This is a genomic window from Novipirellula caenicola, assembly GCF_039545035.1.
GTDB classification, from domain to species: domain Bacteria; phylum Planctomycetota; class Planctomycetia; order Pirellulales; family Pirellulaceae; genus Novipirellula; species Novipirellula caenicola.
The window spans coordinates 153,033-168,842 of sequence record NZ_BAABRO010000013.1 but is presented as its reverse complement, the minus strand read 5'-3'; the positions used below and the strand labels follow the sequence as shown (position 1 = coordinate 168,842).

Below are 15,810 nucleotides of genomic sequence, written 5' to 3'. Positions count from 1 at the left end.
ATTGCACAATGAAGAACGGACTCGGTACCAGTCGCCGGTTGGAGCGAGTCGAAGACGAAATTTCGTCCCCGCTTCCACCAAGCGGACCACACATCATCTTAGCCGAATCGGCAATCCCGACGAGCCGATTGACGGACCACTGCGGCTTTGTGCGGCATATTCTTCCGACAGCTTGGGGCCTTTGTGACGGATGTACCAATAACCACCCAGGGTGCGGCTTTCGTGGTGCTCGCGATGCTCCGCTATCAATGCCACCCGTTTGGGAGATCGTGCCGGTTGGATCGTGACGAAACCGTGGCGAGCGCCAAAACGAGGACGCTGTGAATCATTTTCTCGTAACTACCTTCGCCAAAAGTCGTAGCTACCTTCGCTAGAAGGTGGTGATTCGTATTGGCCGGCAACCATCCACACTCTGGCGAGCGTCGCTACACCTAGAAAATGCTTCACCGCGTTGCCCAAAACGACTAGCGAGATCAGCGATCCACAGATGGGGGGCAGCCTAGCGATCGCTCTGAGCCGCCAGCCACTTTCGGGCGTCCATCAAGACCAATCCGTTGCTCTCCGCCACAATCGCATTGTCCTGAACGTGAGACGCCAGCGGGGTTTGCCGCGAAACCAGGATGTAGCGAACCGCATAGCGATCAATCAGTTCACGTTGTTGCTCGATGGCACGTTGTTGTTCGGTGGATTGCGTGGCAAAGAATCGCTCAGTCTCCTCGAGTCGCTCGCGTTGCCCATGGCTGAAGAGTTCGAGATGGTTTGCCGCTACGATACGGCCGCCAAACGAAGGGACGGGCCACCCGGTTGCCATATCACTCAAAACCACCTCGCCTGGTTCTACCCCCGCGAGCACCGTTTGATAGGTGGACCAATTTCGCGGCTGTTTGTCTTCACGCTTCAGCAGCGGAGCGATCAGAGGGCGAGCCAGATAAGGTTCCGACAAGATAGCATGAAACTGCGGCAATGTTCCATACAACAAGGCGACAATGAACAACACCTGAGTCAGCGATTGAGCGTTGCGGCTCGCCGATCGAGACAGCAGTCCGCTCAGCACTTGCGTCGACCAACCTCGCAGCCCCGGTGCTACCGATTTGATCCAGTAACCCACGGCGATACACGCCACCGGAGTGGCCGCCAAAGGCAATCGGGCCAGCGAAGCCGACTGGGCGAGCCAAGAGACGATCCCCAAAACGATCACCACCCCGCTGACCGACAACGACCATCGAACCAGCGGCTCGCTGCGATACGGCAACGCCAACAACGTCGCCAAATAAACCGGAGCACACCACAGGAAAAACATCCGCTTCAAGATGGTTGGATTGAACCAGTACCACGGATCGTGGCCACCGGTGGCGGCATCGATAAACCGGTACCAGGGCCACGCTACGGACAAGGTGAGCGAAAGCACGCCGACGCTGATCACCATCATCAAGACTCTTGTTCGCTGGGACGCGTCCACTGCAATGACCAACAAAATCACCCCGATGGCCCCGAGCACCCCCGTCATGCCGTGGCTGAGTACCGAAAGGGCAAGCGAAACGGCGGCGGCGACGACCGCGATCACCGTCGGCGTGATGCTGGACGATCGGACCCGCCACAACAGCCCCCAGCAGAAAAAATTCAACATCAGCGAAAACGCCGAGGGGTTGACCATGTGCCAAGGCAAATCACTTAGCGCAAAGGAATTGGCATAACCCGGTGCCTCGCCGTATAGTAACACGATGCATAGGCCAGCGGCCAGCGAAATCGACGTCATCGCAAATCCACGCAGGAACCACCAAAACACTGCAAAGAAACCGAGTGTATTGAGCACGGCTGCAATGCTGAGCGCTGTGTAGGGCGTGATGCCGGTTTGCTGACACAAAATCGCCAGTCCGACCGAATAGGGCGAGTAGCGGATCGATGGATCCTTGGTGGCATAGGTCGGATTACCGGGCGTCCACAGGTTGTCGCTCAACGTCAACACCGCAGCGTGATGCTCCCAGGCATCGGCGAGCAACATTTCGGAGCGAAACGGAGTGATGCACGCGACATAGATGGTCAGCACGAGACAAAACGCGGCGTAAGCAAGCAATCCGAATCGTGCATCGCGTGAAGGTGAGTTTTGAAGGGATGTTTTCATTCCGCTCAATCTACCGAAATCTGAAACAGTGGTGGTTGATTCTCGTAGAGTGAGTGGCCGACAAGGCCGTAGTGCGAGGATACTCCAAATTTCATCGACCAGTATCGAGTCGGCAGCCGTGAATGGGATGGCTGTAAACGCTGCAATTGCAATTCGTCGGGATCCATTCGCCGCCAAACTTTGCCGGGCACGTACAGCCATCCGTCATGCAGCAATAACTGGTCAACATAGGGATCAATGGTCGACAGTTTTTGTCGACGAACCGCCGTATTGTCGTCGGCGACAGTGTAGTGCATCAAGCTGTTGCCACCGAGCGAGGCAATCAGATTGCCATTGTGACTGAAGAAGGCTTGGCGGCCGAAGGAGGATGTATTCAAGAAGTTTGAAACCGAAACTTGACGCGTTTGCAAATCAATTTCCAGGGCACCCTTCAATCCGCTACGCCCAACAAACACAGTGTTATTTCCGCCGACAGAATCAAAACGATGAATCCAATTCGGTCGAAACGCGGTTAGCGGATCAGCGGCCGATTCGGCTGCCGGTCGACCTTCCGCCGCCAATTTGGCTTCAAAAAAGATGTCGACCGATGGCTTCCCCTGTGCGTCGATCTCCAGCACGCCACACCACGCCCGACTGTTTTCTCCGAAACTGCCCACCGCCAACGCGCGGCGTGGCGACAACCCAAGTAAACAGACGCCGCGGTCATAGCCCGGCAAATGATCGCGAGCATTGAAGGTGGCCAATCGCTTACCATCGGGTTTGAATGCCACAATTCCCTGGCCATGAGCAAACAACCAGATGCACTCACCGTCCCAGCTGACCTCGCTAAATAACGGATGTTTCCATGTCGCGTCCGTTAGCTTGATTTCTTGCAGCACTCCTGGTTCGTGCATCACAAAGAATTGGTCCTGCGTCCAGAACGCATCACAGTGTTCGCCGCACTGTAGCATGCCTTTAATTTGCGGCGGCGGATTCGAACTTGGTTCACCTTGCACCGTTAGTGTAACAGGATCGAAACGCATCTGTCCCAGTGATGGCTCGACGCCTTTCCACGCGGATGTTGGAACAGCAACGGCTTGATACCGCCTTCGCGTCATCGCAAGGTTGGTTTCCAGCGGTTTCAGCTCGCGATCGTGAATGCGGCCAAGTGACTTGATCTCAGCGAGCTGCGATTCCAGTGCATCGATGATGGGCAAGGGGTTTTGCTTCCCGAGAATCTTCAAACGTCCGTAGTGCCCATACAGCCGGACCACGGCACGATCCGACTCGGTCAGCCGTGCTAAGAACGTCGCCCATTCGCGTTTCGCTTGATCCACATGATGATGGAAATCGTTGGGCGAGACACGGTGAAACTCGTTGTTCGTCGATGCTTTCGTCTGTGGATCGGTGGCTTCGCGGATCGATGTTTGCAGCGATTGCCGGCGGTCCAGGAACTCGGCATGGTCCGCTCGCGTTTCCGACGCAAAGTCGCGACTCATCACCCCCATGACCAACGAGGAAACCTTGGCATCGTCTGGCAGGACATGGCTGATCGTGTCCCACAGCGATTCGAGTGAATCCGGGGTGTAATGATTGAAAATGACGTCGTTACAGGTGTGCAGTACCAGCGGATATTGCCAGCCATAAAACGGGTCGCTTAGGTGGGGCGGAAGCACGCGGCCTGGTTCGAGTTCATTGACGGCTGCGTAGACTTCACGGATGAATCGACGCTGCGCAAGACAAGCGGGTTGCAGTGCACTGTGTCGCGAGACGTCGTCGGGGATCGGCCCCACGGCGCCCTGTTTGTACCACAGCTGTGATTGAAACAACCCAATCGCATCGACACGACTGATCCGTCGATTCTGGATCAAGAACTCGAGGTGATCGAGTGCTCGAACGTAGTCGTCGGCAGCACGCTGCAGAATCGCTTGGCGATGTTCTGCAGCCGACTGTTTCTTGAACCATTGTTGATCGATATCACGAGTGAATTGATATTGCAGTTCACCGATCACAAGTCCACGCTGCAGAGCGTCTTGGGGATCCAGTACAAGCGCCGCTTCGCGAAGCGAGCTCGATCGGTCCCAGTCACCAAGTTCTGCGAACCGCTCTGCATGCCGCACCAAAATCGCTTTCTGTAAATCTGGGGTCAATTCAGAGTCGTTTTTACGTCCCCTCGTGGCTAACTGTTTTGCAAACGTCTTGACTAACCAGTCATCGACGCGTTGGAGTTCGATCGTCTTGTCGATCATCTCCAAATCGGCTGCGTCTTTCGTCAATTCAAGATGCAAGATGACTTTGCGTGGGCGGTCCGGCTTCGTCTGCTGGATGGTGTAGCTGCCTTTGACGATCATCGCGATCGGTCGCCGCAGTCCGCCGGAAAGTGTCACTTGTTGCTCCTGCAAAATCGCGTTGGCTTCTTCGATCTCGACAACGGCGACGCCTGGGTAGGTTGCCAGCGAATCGCTTAGCAGGTTGCTGAAACGAGATTGCAGATAGGCAAATCGTTGGCTGAAGTCTTCGGACAGAAACGCAGGCACCGCGACGATCGTGTGGATTCCGCCCATGAACCGCTGGTCGATCTCGTCAACACTTGCCGCCAAGCGCTCGGTCAATTGCGAAAGGTTCTCCGAGAAAGCAAACGTTTGATGAGCCAATCGCACGCCCAAATTGGCATCACAAACGACGACTCGCAGCATTGGTTTGCCTTGTTCCTGCAGCATCGAGAGCAACAACAATCGGTCTGCGTTTAACGTTTTTCCCAACTGCAAGCGGAGTTGGGGATGATCGGCTTGCAGGATCTTGGCGAACTGCAGTTCCCGAGTCGCATCGCGGAGTCGTTCGCGATCGACCAAAACAATCGATTCATTTTTGGATAGATCAACGTTCAGAAAATCGGCCAAACCACTCTTGAGCACCTCGCCCGATGCAATCACAGCCCATCGCGAACGCGTGTTGGAGGCAGGATCGTTGGGCGATGTTTCCGCAAACACGCTGGTCAGGAAGACCAAATTCGCAGCGACCGCTATCAGACCATTTAAATATTTCACGCTTTTACCCCCGCTCGGAACATTCTCGACCATTTTAGCCGAGCCAGCAAGCAAAATGCGGTGTAACCAGACGTGTTAAGAATTTGGGGCTTTCGGACGCAATGACGCTTGGGGCTTGTTGCCGCAAACGAAATGCAAAATGCTGCAATCGTGGGCTATCAGGCAGCGAGTCATGCGTGGAACCCGTCCGCTTCCGCGACAGCGACTGACTAAATCAACACAGGCCAATGACGCCGGTAAACGCAATGCAGGTGATGACCTGTGCTTCAGGGCATCAGCGGATCCATCGGATCAATCGTTTTTCGACGAGTTCATAGCAGCTGATGCCACCAAGAACCGCAATGAAGCTGATGCAGCAGAGTGTCATGGTCAGATGGTTTGTACAAAGACTGGGCATGTACCGTTTGGTAAGTTTGACAAGATGAAAGATTGCCGATGAATGGACCAAGTAGATCGAATACGACGCGTCGCCGAGATAAACAAGCAACCGTGGCACTCGTAGATTCATCGTTCTTTCGGACCAGATGCAAAGGCCCACCATCGCGGCTAATCCAAGCGACATGGTTAAATGAAAGCTGAGTTCATCCACTGCGTCTCCGAGGATGCCGACGACGACCGCCGTAGCAATCAGCAGGCCAAACAGGCTTCCAGCAAACTTTTGTGCAGCAGTGCCGGCCTGCTGCTCCGTTGGGTCGGTCAACAAACATGCCAAGCCAAGGCCACTAATGAAGTACCATTTCTGAGTCGCGAAAATCCAACCGTAGATCGACTCGCTTGGCCCCGTTGTCCACTGTGTGTAGATCGCAATCAATGCAAAACAAGTGACCAACCACATGCCGAATTTTCGTCCGCCCACGATCGCGATGCCAAACAGGACGTAAAAGAATGCTTCGTGGACGAGCGTCCAGCCGACATTGACGATCGGTTTCACTTGCAAAAACAACAAACTCGAAACGATCTCGGCGCCACTGACTTGGTTGCTTCCAATCACGAACAGCACGCCGCAGTTAGCCAACGTGATCAATGCATAAAGCGGCCATACTCGCGAAAAGCGTCTCCACGTGTAGCGACGTGCCTGTTCGGGTAGTCCCAAGTCTTTGGCGTGAATATAAAAGATGATGAAACCACTCAGCACAAAGAAGAGGTTGACTCCCAAGTCGCCCAGGTGCATCAAGATGAAGTGCGGCGTTTCTGTCAACTTCAGAATGTAAGCAATGTCGTTGGCATGGAAAACAACCACGCACAAGGCTGCAACCGCTCTTAAAACCTGCAGCGTTTCAAGCTTTGGTTTTATCGTTGGGGGGATGGGCTCGCCCGCTGTATTCAGATGCCCGGAAAGTTGCAAGTTGCATGCGAGTGTCAATGTAGGAAGCTCCCCCTAAAATCGTCCAAGCAAGTCTTATGGAACGATGGGAATTGTAGTCCGAAGATTTTTGAAGGAGTAACTTTTCAGTAGGAATCGTGGGAAGGCGGCGCCCATGGACTATCAGCAGATCAAATTGATGGCAGTTTGTGGCCCACTGGGTCACACCTCGCCGGAGGGCGATCGGATCAGCTGCAAGCCGATTGCTGAAAAGTTCGGACTTGGAATCCGCTTCGCGACGCGTAACTTCATCCATCCGCCAAACAAAGGTGAAGACACCCAAGGTTCAACAAGACTGAAAAATGCTCATCCCGAAATGCGGCATGATCATTTTCCTGTCAACCATTTTCCTGTATTCCTCTGACTGCGTGACAAATCAGTATCATGAGTAACGCCTCAATTGAATGCGTCTGAAGCATTGGGTTGCAACCCGCGTCTCGAGTTCGAAGACATCAACCAAAGTGGTTCTAGCGATCCCGCCGCATCTCGCCCCGTAGCGACTCACCTAAAACATGGGCTTGGGCGTCGACTCGACTACGCTTGGGCTTCAATTTTGGCGAGTACCTTACGCGCCATCTCACGAACCGATTGGTTGCGATCATTTGTGGCCGCCGTGATGACGGCGATGGTCGCGTCGTCCGTCGCGTTTGACGTACCGAGACCGCGAATGGCGATACGTCTGATTTTTCCCTTGGAATGCGATGCGAAACGATGGAAGCATCGGATGGCAGTCGTTGACCCATTTGCGAGATCAACGAGGGCCAGCAATGCAGCATCAAGCAGTGTTTCATCGTCGCAGGCACGTATCAAAGCAAGAACGGAGCATTCGGTGTCATGTGAGCCGATGCAATGAAGTGCCCCAATCGCAACTCGCCGGATCAATTCATCGTCCGATGAGACATGTTTCGCGACCAACGGGACAAGTTCAGCCAATGCGTCTGTTTCGTCGAACGCGCCGCGAATCCGTCCCGCAGCGTTCATGCCGCGATGCAGTACCTTCACGTCAGGATTAGTCAACAATTCCTTGAGCAAGGCCAGGACCGAGTGACGGTGTTCTGCATCGTGGCGACACCGATACAGTGCGTCCCCGTTATCGGCTTCGAGAGCGTCGAGTGATTCGGTCGGATTCATGTTTGACCTGCGGCGAACCACGTAGGATATGCGACTGGGGGTCCCGCCCAAGGGACGCGAGGCTCCACGCTGAAAACTCGCTTCTGATTGCCCCGATTCTATTCCAATGTTGCTGGCAAGGTACTGTGGGGGGCTAAACAGTTCAGTATGTCGGAGTTGGCTTCGGGATACATCGCATCAACGATCAATCAAGCAAAGGTGGATTTACAGGAAGATGAAGGACAGGAAAATAGTCAGCCCCGAAATGCAGCATGATCATTTTTCTGTCACCCATTTTCCTGTATTCCTCTGGATGCAGCACTTCATCCCGGGCACTGCGATGCATCGAGTTGCACTCCCCACTAGCGTTCGGTAGTGACAAACGACGTCGCTTTAACGATCCAGCCGCCTCCCGCCACGAACCGGCTCGCGCTGAACCTGGGTTGGGGATCAGGCTCGTCCCTCGCTGCTCCCAAGCTCTAAGAAGTTGTCCGCCGCTACGCGCCGGGACGTCACCATGCGATCACATCGCTGCTTGTGGCGATGACCAACGAACGTCCGGTGGTCGAAAAGCCAAAAGCTCGCAACTCCGATTCGGCGCCAAGTTTCCAAAGTTGGCCATTGATATCGTACGGCCATGAAAACGGGCCGTTGAGAAGCAAAGTGTGGTGTGGCCATTCGAGTGTGAAATCATCGACAGTCCATCCGTCCGAAGTGCCGCCGGATAGACCACCGCCATTGAGGCCTGCCATCGGCACCGAGATGCCATCTAGCGTGCCAATTCCATCGGCGAGCAGACGCGATGCATCATGGAAGTCCGTTTCAACGTCACCATCACGTGCGACGCGTTCACCAGTGGTGCAGTCAAAGAGGCCGCGGCCTCGCGAGGAGACGACGAGTAGCAAATCGGTGTCGGGGCCGAAACCGACGTCGGTTAGCCCACCAATCCCGAATTGCACTGTGAGACGCCACGGTGAAGGCGGAGGAGAAACGGCCAACGCCTCAATGCGTTTGACGACAGGAATCAAGTGCTCTGGTAAAGCCATGAGTGATCTGCGGCGGACAACGGAAGATTTCTACGCCCCCCCTAAACGTAGCGAGCGAGTCTGAATTACGACAGATTGTACCAACGCCAGCCCGCGTGACCAACCAACGAAGGTGTGCCGAGGGCCTAGCGTAAAAACCATGTTGTCCGCCCCGGGGCGTTACTGGGAAAGTTGGTGATCGGCCATGAAAGCCCAAGCTTCTGCGTTGTGTTGAGTTGACCATTCGTGACCAAGCCCGCGCACGATAATCAACTCGGCATCATGTCCAGCGGTCCGATAGTAGTCGAGGTTGGATTGCATTGAACCAGACGCGAAATCGTCGCTTCCTACGATCAACAGAATCGGAAACGTATGTTTAGCATCGTTGAGAGCACGAGGCCTTGGGCCGGAACATGCGACAACCGCTGCAACATCAGCCGATCGAGCGTTGGCGAGAAGTTGGGCGAACGACGCACCGTTGGACATTCCCGTCAGGTAGATGCGTTTGCGGTCAATCGCATGTTGCGCAGCGACGTTCTCGAGGATGGTATCGAAAAACCGAACGTCACGGTTATCATCAAGCGTGTCAGGATCGACGTCAATCGCGGTCCACATCGCGTTGAGTCCTGCTGGATAGACCAAGAGGCAGCCATGATCGGACGCCAAGCGATCCAGTTGAGAGTACGTTGCCATCGAATCGGGAGAATCGCCAATGCCGTGAAACGCGAAAATGACGGGTGCGGTCTCAGGAAGTTCATGTGGCAATGCGATGCGGTAAGAACGTTCAATGTTGTCTACGACGATGGCATGTGTTGTAACGTTGACAGCCGGTGGTGCGGGTGACAGCATGAAATACGCAGCTGTTCCGAGAACGGCGACCAAAGCGAGAGCGGTGATGAGACGGCGATTCAAACGGTGGCAACTCGACGACGGGCGGACAACGGAACGCATGGTCGACGCCGCCCCTGAACGAAGCGAACTACATCGGCCAAGCAGACGATTATACAACGAGTGCCCGCGTGGATTGAAGAAGGAAGGCGTTTGCGGCATGGAAGCCGCAACTCAGCGGCCACACATTGTTGGGCGGCCAACGTAGGATTCAACGCGACCTTTTGACTGCATTGAAAACTTCCACTTCGCTTTCGGGGCACTTCTCAACGCAGATGCGGCAGTAGTCAATGTCAATTGAGATGTTGCCGCAATCACATTCGTCGTACTTGGAGCGATCAACGAAGTATCCACAAAGCGGGCATTTGTAATACTGTCCGATCCAGCCGCGATCGGTAGGTCCCTTGCTGACCAATTTGAGATCGTAGTCACGCAGAAGGACGTCTTGGTCAGTCTTGTCTGCCACGGGTAAGCCGAGTTCGCCCAACGGAAGGTTTTTACGACACCGCCCTGAACGAAGCGGACGATGCCCGAATTACGAGAATTGTACCAAGGCCAAGGCCCGTTGCCAAAGAGCCAAGGTGTGCCGCAGGCCTAGCGTAAAAACCATGTTGGGTGAGTCTGCGCTACGAAGTCGCGTTGCCCCACGCTAAGTCAAAATCTGCCTGCGAAAGGGATTCCCACGTATCTTGACGCATGAATTCGAGCGGGTGCAGCCACATGGAGATCGGATGATCCCAACGTGGAGTTGCACGGCCGTTGGGGTGCGATTTACCAATGGTCACGTACCGGGCAAGCCAATCGGAGCGGAATTCAAGCAGGTAAGCGTCAGTTTGATAGGGCAGAATAAAAAACCGTTTTGCACGCCTCGGAGGAATGCGAAAGCAGGCGATGCGGTCAGCGCGAAGGCCGTATTCGGCGTCACGATCAAATGCAGCGTCAAACGAATTGCAAAGGTATTCGTAGTGTTCGTCACACCATCCACCAGTGTAAGGGAGGTGGTCGGGGTGATGGCACGAATGACCGGGAGAACCGCAGATCAGGCAAGTGCTACAGAAACCAGCTGGAACGCGGCGAGTCGGTTTCCGATCGGGGCGGCAATAGCAATTGCGTTGTTCTACGTGCAAACTTGAGTCGCCCAACGGGTTGTGTGGCCGACGCCGCCCCGGACCGAAGCGAAAAACGTTGGCCAACCGAATGATTATACAACGAGAGCCCGCGTGGAATGAAGAAGGAAGGCGTTTGCGGCATGGATGCCGCAACTCAGCGGCCACACATTGTTAGGCGACCGGTCAATACCATTTGATTTTGCCTGAGAGTTCCCCCGTCCGCGCCAATTCGATAAACGCATCCATAGCAGCGTCGTACTCGATACAGTGCGAGAGCGGAAAATCGTCAAGCTGGCCATTTTCGAGAACGAATGGCGCGAATTCGTCCTCGGAGTTTTCGGGGTTGTGCGACCATGCACCATCTGAGTCGCGGTAAACACAGGCGTGCTCGCCGTTGTGGAAGAAGGCACCAATCATTTCGTCGTCGATGAAAAGCCAGTTGGTTGCCTCGGCTATAGATTCGACCGCGTCGCGCAGGTGATCAACCGATTCAACGTCGTGGAATCCAGCAATCGTTTGCAGTCGAATTGCCAAAACGGTAGGTCGCCTAACGTAAGGTTTTTACGACACCGCCCTGAACGAAGCGAGCGATGCCTGAACTACAGAAATTGTACCAAGGCGAGGCAACGTCGCCAAACAGGCAAGGTGTGCCGAAGGCCTAGCGTAAAAACCATGTTGGCCGTCACCAGACCCAGAATTGCCACCATTTTCTACGATAACGCCGTTCTAGCCGGATGAAGTTTTGAACGCTCGAATATCGTTTGATAAATGGAAATTGTGGTTTCGATTCCGTGTGCCAAGTGAAGTGCACAAGAACCACGGGCGCATCGGGGATATCGGTCAAAAACAAGAATTCCTTGGGGCAGTTAGCATCGTATGCAATCGGAGTGCATTCGCGTCCGTAAAGCGGGTGTTCGTCGCATATTTCGCGGTGCAATTCACCGAGAACGGTGTCGGCAATTGGTTGTTTGCCCCATCGACGGCCAAAGGCCAGCGCTTCGTATTCGTCTTCAATTGGGCGCCAAGGCGACGGCCACCGAATGGAATCAATGGTTGAGCTACCCATACGCGGTGACGGCCAACGGGTTGTGTGGCCGACGCCGCCCCTGATCGAAGCGAAAGACGTTAGCCTACGAGAAGATTATACAACGAGAGCCCGCGTGGAATGAAGAAGGAAGGCGTTTGCGGCATGGATGCCGCAACTCTGCGGCCACACATTGTTGTGTGTCTCTACGCTGGGTTTGATTTCGACAACACCGGTGGGGTGTCAGGATTGTCAGGAGAGAAGTGGTAGTAGTTCCCGTCTGCGGCCTCTACCGTCAGTCGCCCGCATTCGGGGCAATGCCAGATGTCGCGGAAAAATGGAACAGTGTCGTAGATCGCGTACTGTTGAGCGGTGCCCGTGTTGTCGTGAGCAGCGACAGCGTTTTCAATCGCGCCACAGAAATCATCAGTGGATTGGTCAGGCAAGATTTCAGCTTTGAATGGCCGGTTGTCTAGGAAGTCGCTCATGACATGTCCACAGGGGCATTCAATGCGGATGGCCATGGGATAACTCGGAGACACACAACGGGTTGTGTGGCCGACGCCGCCCCTGATCGAAGCGAAAGACGTTGGCCAGCCAAATGATTATACAACGCGAGCACGCGTGGAATGAAGAGGAAGGCGTTTGCGGCATGGATGCCGCAACTCCGCGGCCACACATTGTTGTGTGACGCTGAACTACGAGATCGCGTGCCACCAGTGTGAGCACCCTCCGTTCACCTGGCACAGTTCGTATCGTTCGGACTCGTTGATAGCGAAAAAGGCCGCCGCCAGCTGAAACGCATCTAATTGATGGGCCGCATTCAGTGAGGGCAACCACGGGAACAGTTTAGTGAAAAGGCCGTCCCATTTGTCGCTGCGTAGTGACCAGATGTAAGTGGCGACCTCCGAGTCGGGCGCAAGACCGACAGCATCCAGAACGTCGCCCCATCGTGAACCGTCGTTGTATTCTGTGCCGAAGCGAAAGAGCCAGTCGGTCAATGCATGTCGATCGCGAGTGTTGAGTTCGGCATGCCATTCGAGGAAACCGTCGACAGACGGAGCAAGGCGCGCGAGTAGATTGGCGCGGATCGTCTCATCTCGATCGAGGCGAAAGCAAGGATAAGGCTCTTCGTGAGACCATTCCATTCAATTAGCCCGCGTCACACAACGGAAGGTTTTTACGACACCGCCCTGAACGAAGCGGACGATGCCCGAATTACGAGAATTGTACCAAGGCCAAGGCCCGTTGCCAAAGAGCCAAGGTGTGCCGCAGGCCTAGCGTAAAAACCATGTTGGGTGAGTCTGCGCTACGAAGTCGCGTTGCCCCACGCTAAGTCAAAATCTGCCTGCGAAAGGGATTCCCACGTATCTTGACGCATGAATTCGAGCGGGTGCAGCCACATGGAGATCGGATGATCCCAACGTGGAGTTGCACGGCCGTTGGGGTGCGATTTACCAATGGTCACGTACCGGGCAAGCCAATCAAAGCGGAATTCAAGCAGGTAAGCGTCAGTTTGATAGGGCAGAATAAAAAACCGTTTTGCACGCCTCGGAGGAATGCGAAAGCAGGCGATGCGGTCAGCGCGAAGGCCGTATTCGGCGTCACGATCAAATGCAGCGTCAAACGAATTGCAAAGGCATTCGTAGTGTTCGTCACACCATCCACCAGTGTAAGGGAGGTGGCCGGGGTGATGGCACGAATGACCGGGAGAACCGCAGATCAGGCAAGTGCTACAGAAACCAGCTGGAACGCGGCGAGTCGGTTTCCGATCGGGGCGGCAATAGCAATTGCGTTGTTCTACGTGCAAACTTGAGTCGCCCAACGGAAGGTTTTTACGACACCGCCCTAAACGAAGCGAGCGATGCCCGAACTGCCAGAAATTGTACCAAGGCCAGCCCGCGTTGACAAAAATGGAAGGTGTGCCCGAAGGGCCTCAGCGTAACAACCATGTTGGGCGTCACTTTGAGTTGGCCCAGCGGAGGAAATCGTCGATCATCGTTGTGAGCATCAACGCGCCGCCAGCAGCATGATATTCGTTGTCGGCAACCCATCGCACGTGCCACCCGTCGTCAGTGTCATGGTCACCGACTGAAGTACGTTCAAGCGCCCGCCCTTCACAGGGCGTGCCGGTAAGCTCGATTTTCAGCGACCAGCCCGGATTGTCGAGCGTGGCAATAGACACACCGTATCTGTGTTCCCAGTCACCATTGCAATTGGCCAGATACCATTGCTGTAGTTGTGTGAGAGAATCGGTCACCTGTGACGCCCAACGGGAAGATTTTACGTCGCCGTTCTCAACCGAAGAGAACGACATTGAAGTAAGAATGATTCTAACAACACCAACGCCCGTCGCCAAACAGCGAAGGCGATCGCGGGCTGGCGTTAGACGGAACGCGACCGAAGTGACGGACCGTTGCGCACCAAAAGATTCCCCAGCTACGACAACCGCGACTTTGCGTAAAAACCATGTTGTGTGACCCGATGAAGCAGGGTCAAAGTTGACCATCTCGAATCTGTTCGAGCACAACCGCCCACCAGTTCTCTGGGGCAACCAAGCACTCGGGATCAATTTTGAGAATTGCGTCAGCGAAGGTTGCAGCCGCCACGCCACCATCATCGACAGCCACGGATTCAGCATAGGCCCGATGGGCGTGTATGCACGATTGCAATTGAGCAATGGATGAGTTCACGAAACGCAGAGGGAATTCACCATCGTGGTCATGCGACACAATGCGCTCGCCAGCCATTTCGAGTCGACCACCGGCATCGCTGCCGATCAGGGTTGCGCCGTCAACGACGCGAGGTTCGTGAAAAGTGAGCAGCAGCGGTTCGTAATCGTCAGGGATCAATTCGGCAGGGTCACACAACGGGTTGTGTGGCCGACGCCGCCCCTGATCGAAGCGAAAGGCGCTGACCAACGAGACGATTATACAACGAAAGCCTGCTCTGAAAGAAGAAGGAAGGCGTTTGCGGCATGGATGCCGCAACTCTGCGGCCACACATTGTTGGCAGATACTGACTCGTCCTTACGCGTCAGAATCTTGAAAGTGGACGTAAGCCGCGGCTTCGAGTTCACCATCGCCCGAGATTCTGTCACCGGTTTCGTCGCGCAGGTCGTAATCTTGCTGGACGCCGTCCAGGGACGCCGCGCCATCGATGGCAAGGAGTAGCGTGTACCACGCGTCGGTTAAAACGCCATTGACGATCTCGCGGAGCACACCGCATTCTTCGTCGGAAAGGGAAAGTGACCGGATACGCGAACCGACGGCCGTCTCCTCAGTGGCATCGAAGTACGTCCGGACGAGCGAGTCTTTCTCAGCACGGCACAGCCGAGCGAATTCGTCTGCGTTCATGTTCGATCTGTGTCTGCCAACGGAAGGTTTTTACGACACCGCCATGAACGAAGCGAACGATGCCTGAACTACTGGTAATTGTACCAAGGCCGGCCCGCGTTGACAAAGTTGGAAGGTGTGCCGGAGGCCTAGCGTAAAAACCATGTTGGCCGACCTATGATTCGCCGAGTGAACCGATCCATTTGTCAAAGAATGCACGCTGGTCAGCCACCGAAACAGGTTCAATATCATCACCAGTGTCGAACATGTGAATCAGGTCGTCCATCAGAGCCTGTTTGCCGAGCGTTAGACGGTAAAGTTTGACGCCACCGCCCATGCTGCGAGACATGCCGGACGGAAATGCGCGACGATGAGCGGCGTAGCATTGCGGTAGCAAGCCAAGCGGTTCGAGTTGTTCGCGGATTTGGCAGAACGCGTCAAACAAGTCATCACCAATGCCAGTGAAGGCATTGCCATCAAAAGACAGCTCGATGAGTGAGTCGTCAGAATCGTCATGAAGGCGGACAGCGCCGATCTGCGGCGAGCGAGTGTCCGAAACGAGCATGACCTTGTAGTGTTCCATTTGTAAACGCTAGGTCGGCCAACGGAAGGTTTTTACGTCGCCCGTCCACAACGAAGCGGACGATTCAAGTGCCGCCGAACATCTTACCAACAGTTCGCCGCTTGAACAAAGAGCGAGGGTGTCCGCGGGCTGGCATCAGAAGGCTCGTCAACGAAGCGATCGACGTTCACCTCCAAAAGACTTTCCAACGACGACAGCCGCGGCATTGCTTAAAAAACATGTTGG

At 54.8% G+C, this 15,810-nt stretch carries 16 protein-coding genes; 3 read left to right on the top strand and 13 right to left on the bottom strand.

Annotated elements, in window-relative coordinates; all coding sequences use genetic code 11:
- Window positions 1–499: 499 nt before the first annotated feature.
- From ABEA92_RS22430 to ABEA92_RS22420, 3 genes are all read right to left on the bottom strand, one after another.
- Window positions 500–2,122, bottom strand: coding sequence for a hypothetical protein (locus ABEA92_RS22430; RefSeq protein WP_345686388.1), 1,623 nt, complete (start codon window positions 2,120–2,122; stop codon window positions 500–502).
- 5 nt (window positions 2,123–2,127) lie between these two features.
- Window positions 2,128–5,148: a hypothetical protein gene (locus ABEA92_RS22425; RefSeq protein WP_345686386.1), complete on the bottom strand. Its 3,021-nt coding sequence runs from the start codon at window positions 5,146–5,148 to the stop codon at window positions 2,128–2,130.
- Window positions 5,149–5,422: 274 nt separating this feature from the next.
- Window positions 5,423–6,493, bottom strand: coding sequence for an acyltransferase family protein (locus tag ABEA92_RS22420; RefSeq protein WP_345686498.1), 1,071 nt, complete (start codon window positions 6,491–6,493; stop codon window positions 5,423–5,425).
- Between the two features lie 133 nt (window positions 6,494–6,626).
- Between ABEA92_RS22420 and ABEA92_RS22415 the strand changes: the two genes are divergently transcribed.
- Complete coding sequence (locus ABEA92_RS22415) at window positions 6,627–6,875, top strand: hypothetical protein (RefSeq protein ID WP_345686384.1); 249 nt, start codon at window positions 6,627–6,629, stop codon at window positions 6,873–6,875.
- Between the two features lie 170 nt (window positions 6,876–7,045).
- Here ABEA92_RS22415 and ABEA92_RS22410 read toward each other — a convergent pair whose 3' ends face one another.
- The 3 genes from ABEA92_RS22410 to ABEA92_RS22400 all read right to left on the bottom strand — a co-directional run bounded on the left by ABEA92_RS22410 (window position 7,046) and on the right by ABEA92_RS22400 (window position 9,495).
- A complete protein-coding gene (locus ABEA92_RS22410) occupies window positions 7,046–7,642 on the bottom strand; it encodes a HEAT repeat domain-containing protein (protein WP_345686382.1) in 597 nt (198 codons plus the stop codon).
- A 491-nt stretch (window positions 7,643–8,133) separates the two neighbouring features.
- On the bottom strand, window positions 8,134–8,667 hold the full coding sequence (locus tag ABEA92_RS22405; protein ID WP_345686380.1) for a hypothetical protein: 534 nt from the start codon (window positions 8,665–8,667) through the stop codon (window positions 8,134–8,136).
- A 159-nt stretch (window positions 8,668–8,826) separates the two neighbouring features.
- Window positions 8,827–9,495, bottom strand: a complete 669-nt coding sequence (locus ABEA92_RS22400) for a CE1 family esterase (RefSeq protein WP_345686378.1) — start codon at window positions 9,493–9,495, stop codon at window positions 8,827–8,829.
- A gap of 728 nt (window positions 9,496–10,223) precedes the next feature.
- On the opposite strand from ABEA92_RS22400, the gene ABEA92_RS22395 reads away from it, so the two are divergent.
- Window positions 10,224–10,667, top strand: coding sequence for a hypothetical protein (locus tag ABEA92_RS22395; RefSeq protein ID WP_345686376.1), 444 nt, complete (start codon window positions 10,224–10,226; stop codon window positions 10,665–10,667).
- Window positions 10,668–10,826: 159 nt separating this feature from the next.
- On the opposite strand, the gene ABEA92_RS22390 is transcribed toward ABEA92_RS22395, so the two are convergent.
- The 3 genes from ABEA92_RS22390 to ABEA92_RS22380 form a co-directional block, all read right to left on the bottom strand.
- Window positions 10,827–11,177: a hypothetical protein gene (locus ABEA92_RS22390; RefSeq protein WP_345686374.1), complete on the bottom strand. Its 351-nt coding sequence runs from the start codon at window positions 11,175–11,177 to the stop codon at window positions 10,827–10,829.
- Between the two features lie 696 nt (window positions 11,178–11,873).
- Window positions 11,874–12,155, bottom strand: coding sequence for a hypothetical protein (locus tag ABEA92_RS22385; protein WP_345686372.1), 282 nt, complete (start codon window positions 12,153–12,155; stop codon window positions 11,874–11,876).
- Between the two features lie 210 nt (window positions 12,156–12,365).
- Window positions 12,366–12,815, bottom strand: a complete 450-nt coding sequence (locus ABEA92_RS22380; protein WP_345686370.1) for a DUF5958 family protein — start codon at window positions 12,813–12,815, stop codon at window positions 12,366–12,368.
- A gap of 224 nt (window positions 12,816–13,039) precedes the next feature.
- Between ABEA92_RS22380 and ABEA92_RS22375 the strand changes: the two genes are divergently transcribed.
- Window positions 13,040–13,483, top strand: a complete 444-nt coding sequence (locus tag ABEA92_RS22375) for a hypothetical protein (RefSeq protein WP_345686368.1) — start codon at window positions 13,040–13,042, stop codon at window positions 13,481–13,483.
- Window positions 13,484–13,627: 144 nt separating this feature from the next.
- Here ABEA92_RS22375 and ABEA92_RS22370 read toward each other — a convergent pair whose 3' ends face one another.
- The 4 genes from ABEA92_RS22370 to ABEA92_RS22355 form a co-directional block, all read right to left on the bottom strand.
- A complete protein-coding gene (locus tag ABEA92_RS22370) occupies window positions 13,628–13,984 on the bottom strand; it encodes an immunity 53 family protein (protein WP_345686366.1) in 357 nt (118 codons plus the stop codon).
- A 178-nt stretch (window positions 13,985–14,162) separates the two neighbouring features.
- Complete coding sequence (locus tag ABEA92_RS22365) at window positions 14,163–14,669, bottom strand: SUKH-4 family immunity protein (protein ID WP_345686364.1); 507 nt, start codon at window positions 14,667–14,669, stop codon at window positions 14,163–14,165.
- 27 nt (window positions 14,670–14,696) lie between these two features.
- Window positions 14,697–15,023, bottom strand: coding sequence for a hypothetical protein (locus ABEA92_RS22360; protein ID WP_345686362.1), 327 nt, complete (start codon window positions 15,021–15,023; stop codon window positions 14,697–14,699).
- Between the two features lie 154 nt (window positions 15,024–15,177).
- Window positions 15,178–15,585, bottom strand: coding sequence for a hypothetical protein (locus tag ABEA92_RS22355; protein ID WP_345686360.1), 408 nt, complete (start codon window positions 15,583–15,585; stop codon window positions 15,178–15,180).
- Between the last annotated feature and the right edge of the window lie 225 nt (window positions 15,586–15,810).

Excerpts from the sequence above, each read along its gene's own strand:
- ABEA92_RS22430 (WP_345686388.1), bottom strand. The coding sequence starts at position 2,122 with ATGAAAACATCCCTTCAAAACTCACCTTCACGCGATGCACGATTCGGA.
- ABEA92_RS22415 (WP_345686384.1), top strand. The coding sequence starts at position 6,627 with ATGGACTATCAGCAGATCAAATTGATGGCAGTTTGTGGCCCACTGGGT.
- ABEA92_RS22410 (WP_345686382.1), bottom strand. The coding sequence starts at position 7,642 with ATGAATCCGACCGAATCACTCGACGCTCTCGAAGCCGATAACGGGGAC.
- ABEA92_RS22405 (WP_345686380.1), bottom strand. The coding sequence starts at position 8,667 with ATGGCTTTACCAGAGCACTTGATTCCTGTCGTCAAACGCATTGAGGCG.
- ABEA92_RS22400 (WP_345686378.1), bottom strand. The coding sequence starts at position 9,495 with ATGCTGTCACCCGCACCACCGGCTGTCAACGTTACAACACATGCCATC.
- ABEA92_RS22385 (WP_345686372.1), bottom strand. The coding sequence starts at position 12,155 with ATGAGCGACTTCCTAGACAACCGGCCATTCAAAGCTGAAATCTTGCCT.
- ABEA92_RS22380 (WP_345686370.1), bottom strand. The coding sequence starts at position 12,815 with ATGGAATGGTCTCACGAAGAGCCTTATCCTTGCTTTCGCCTCGATCGA.
- ABEA92_RS22370 (WP_345686366.1), bottom strand. The coding sequence starts at position 13,984 with ATGTCGTTCTCTTCGGTTGAGAACGGCGACGTAAAATCTTCCCGTTGG.
- ABEA92_RS22360 (WP_345686362.1), bottom strand. The coding sequence starts at position 15,023 with ATGAACGCAGACGAATTCGCTCGGCTGTGCCGTGCTGAGAAAGACTCG.
- ABEA92_RS22355 (WP_345686360.1), bottom strand. The coding sequence starts at position 15,585 with ATGGAACACTACAAGGTCATGCTCGTTTCGGACACTCGCTCGCCGCAG.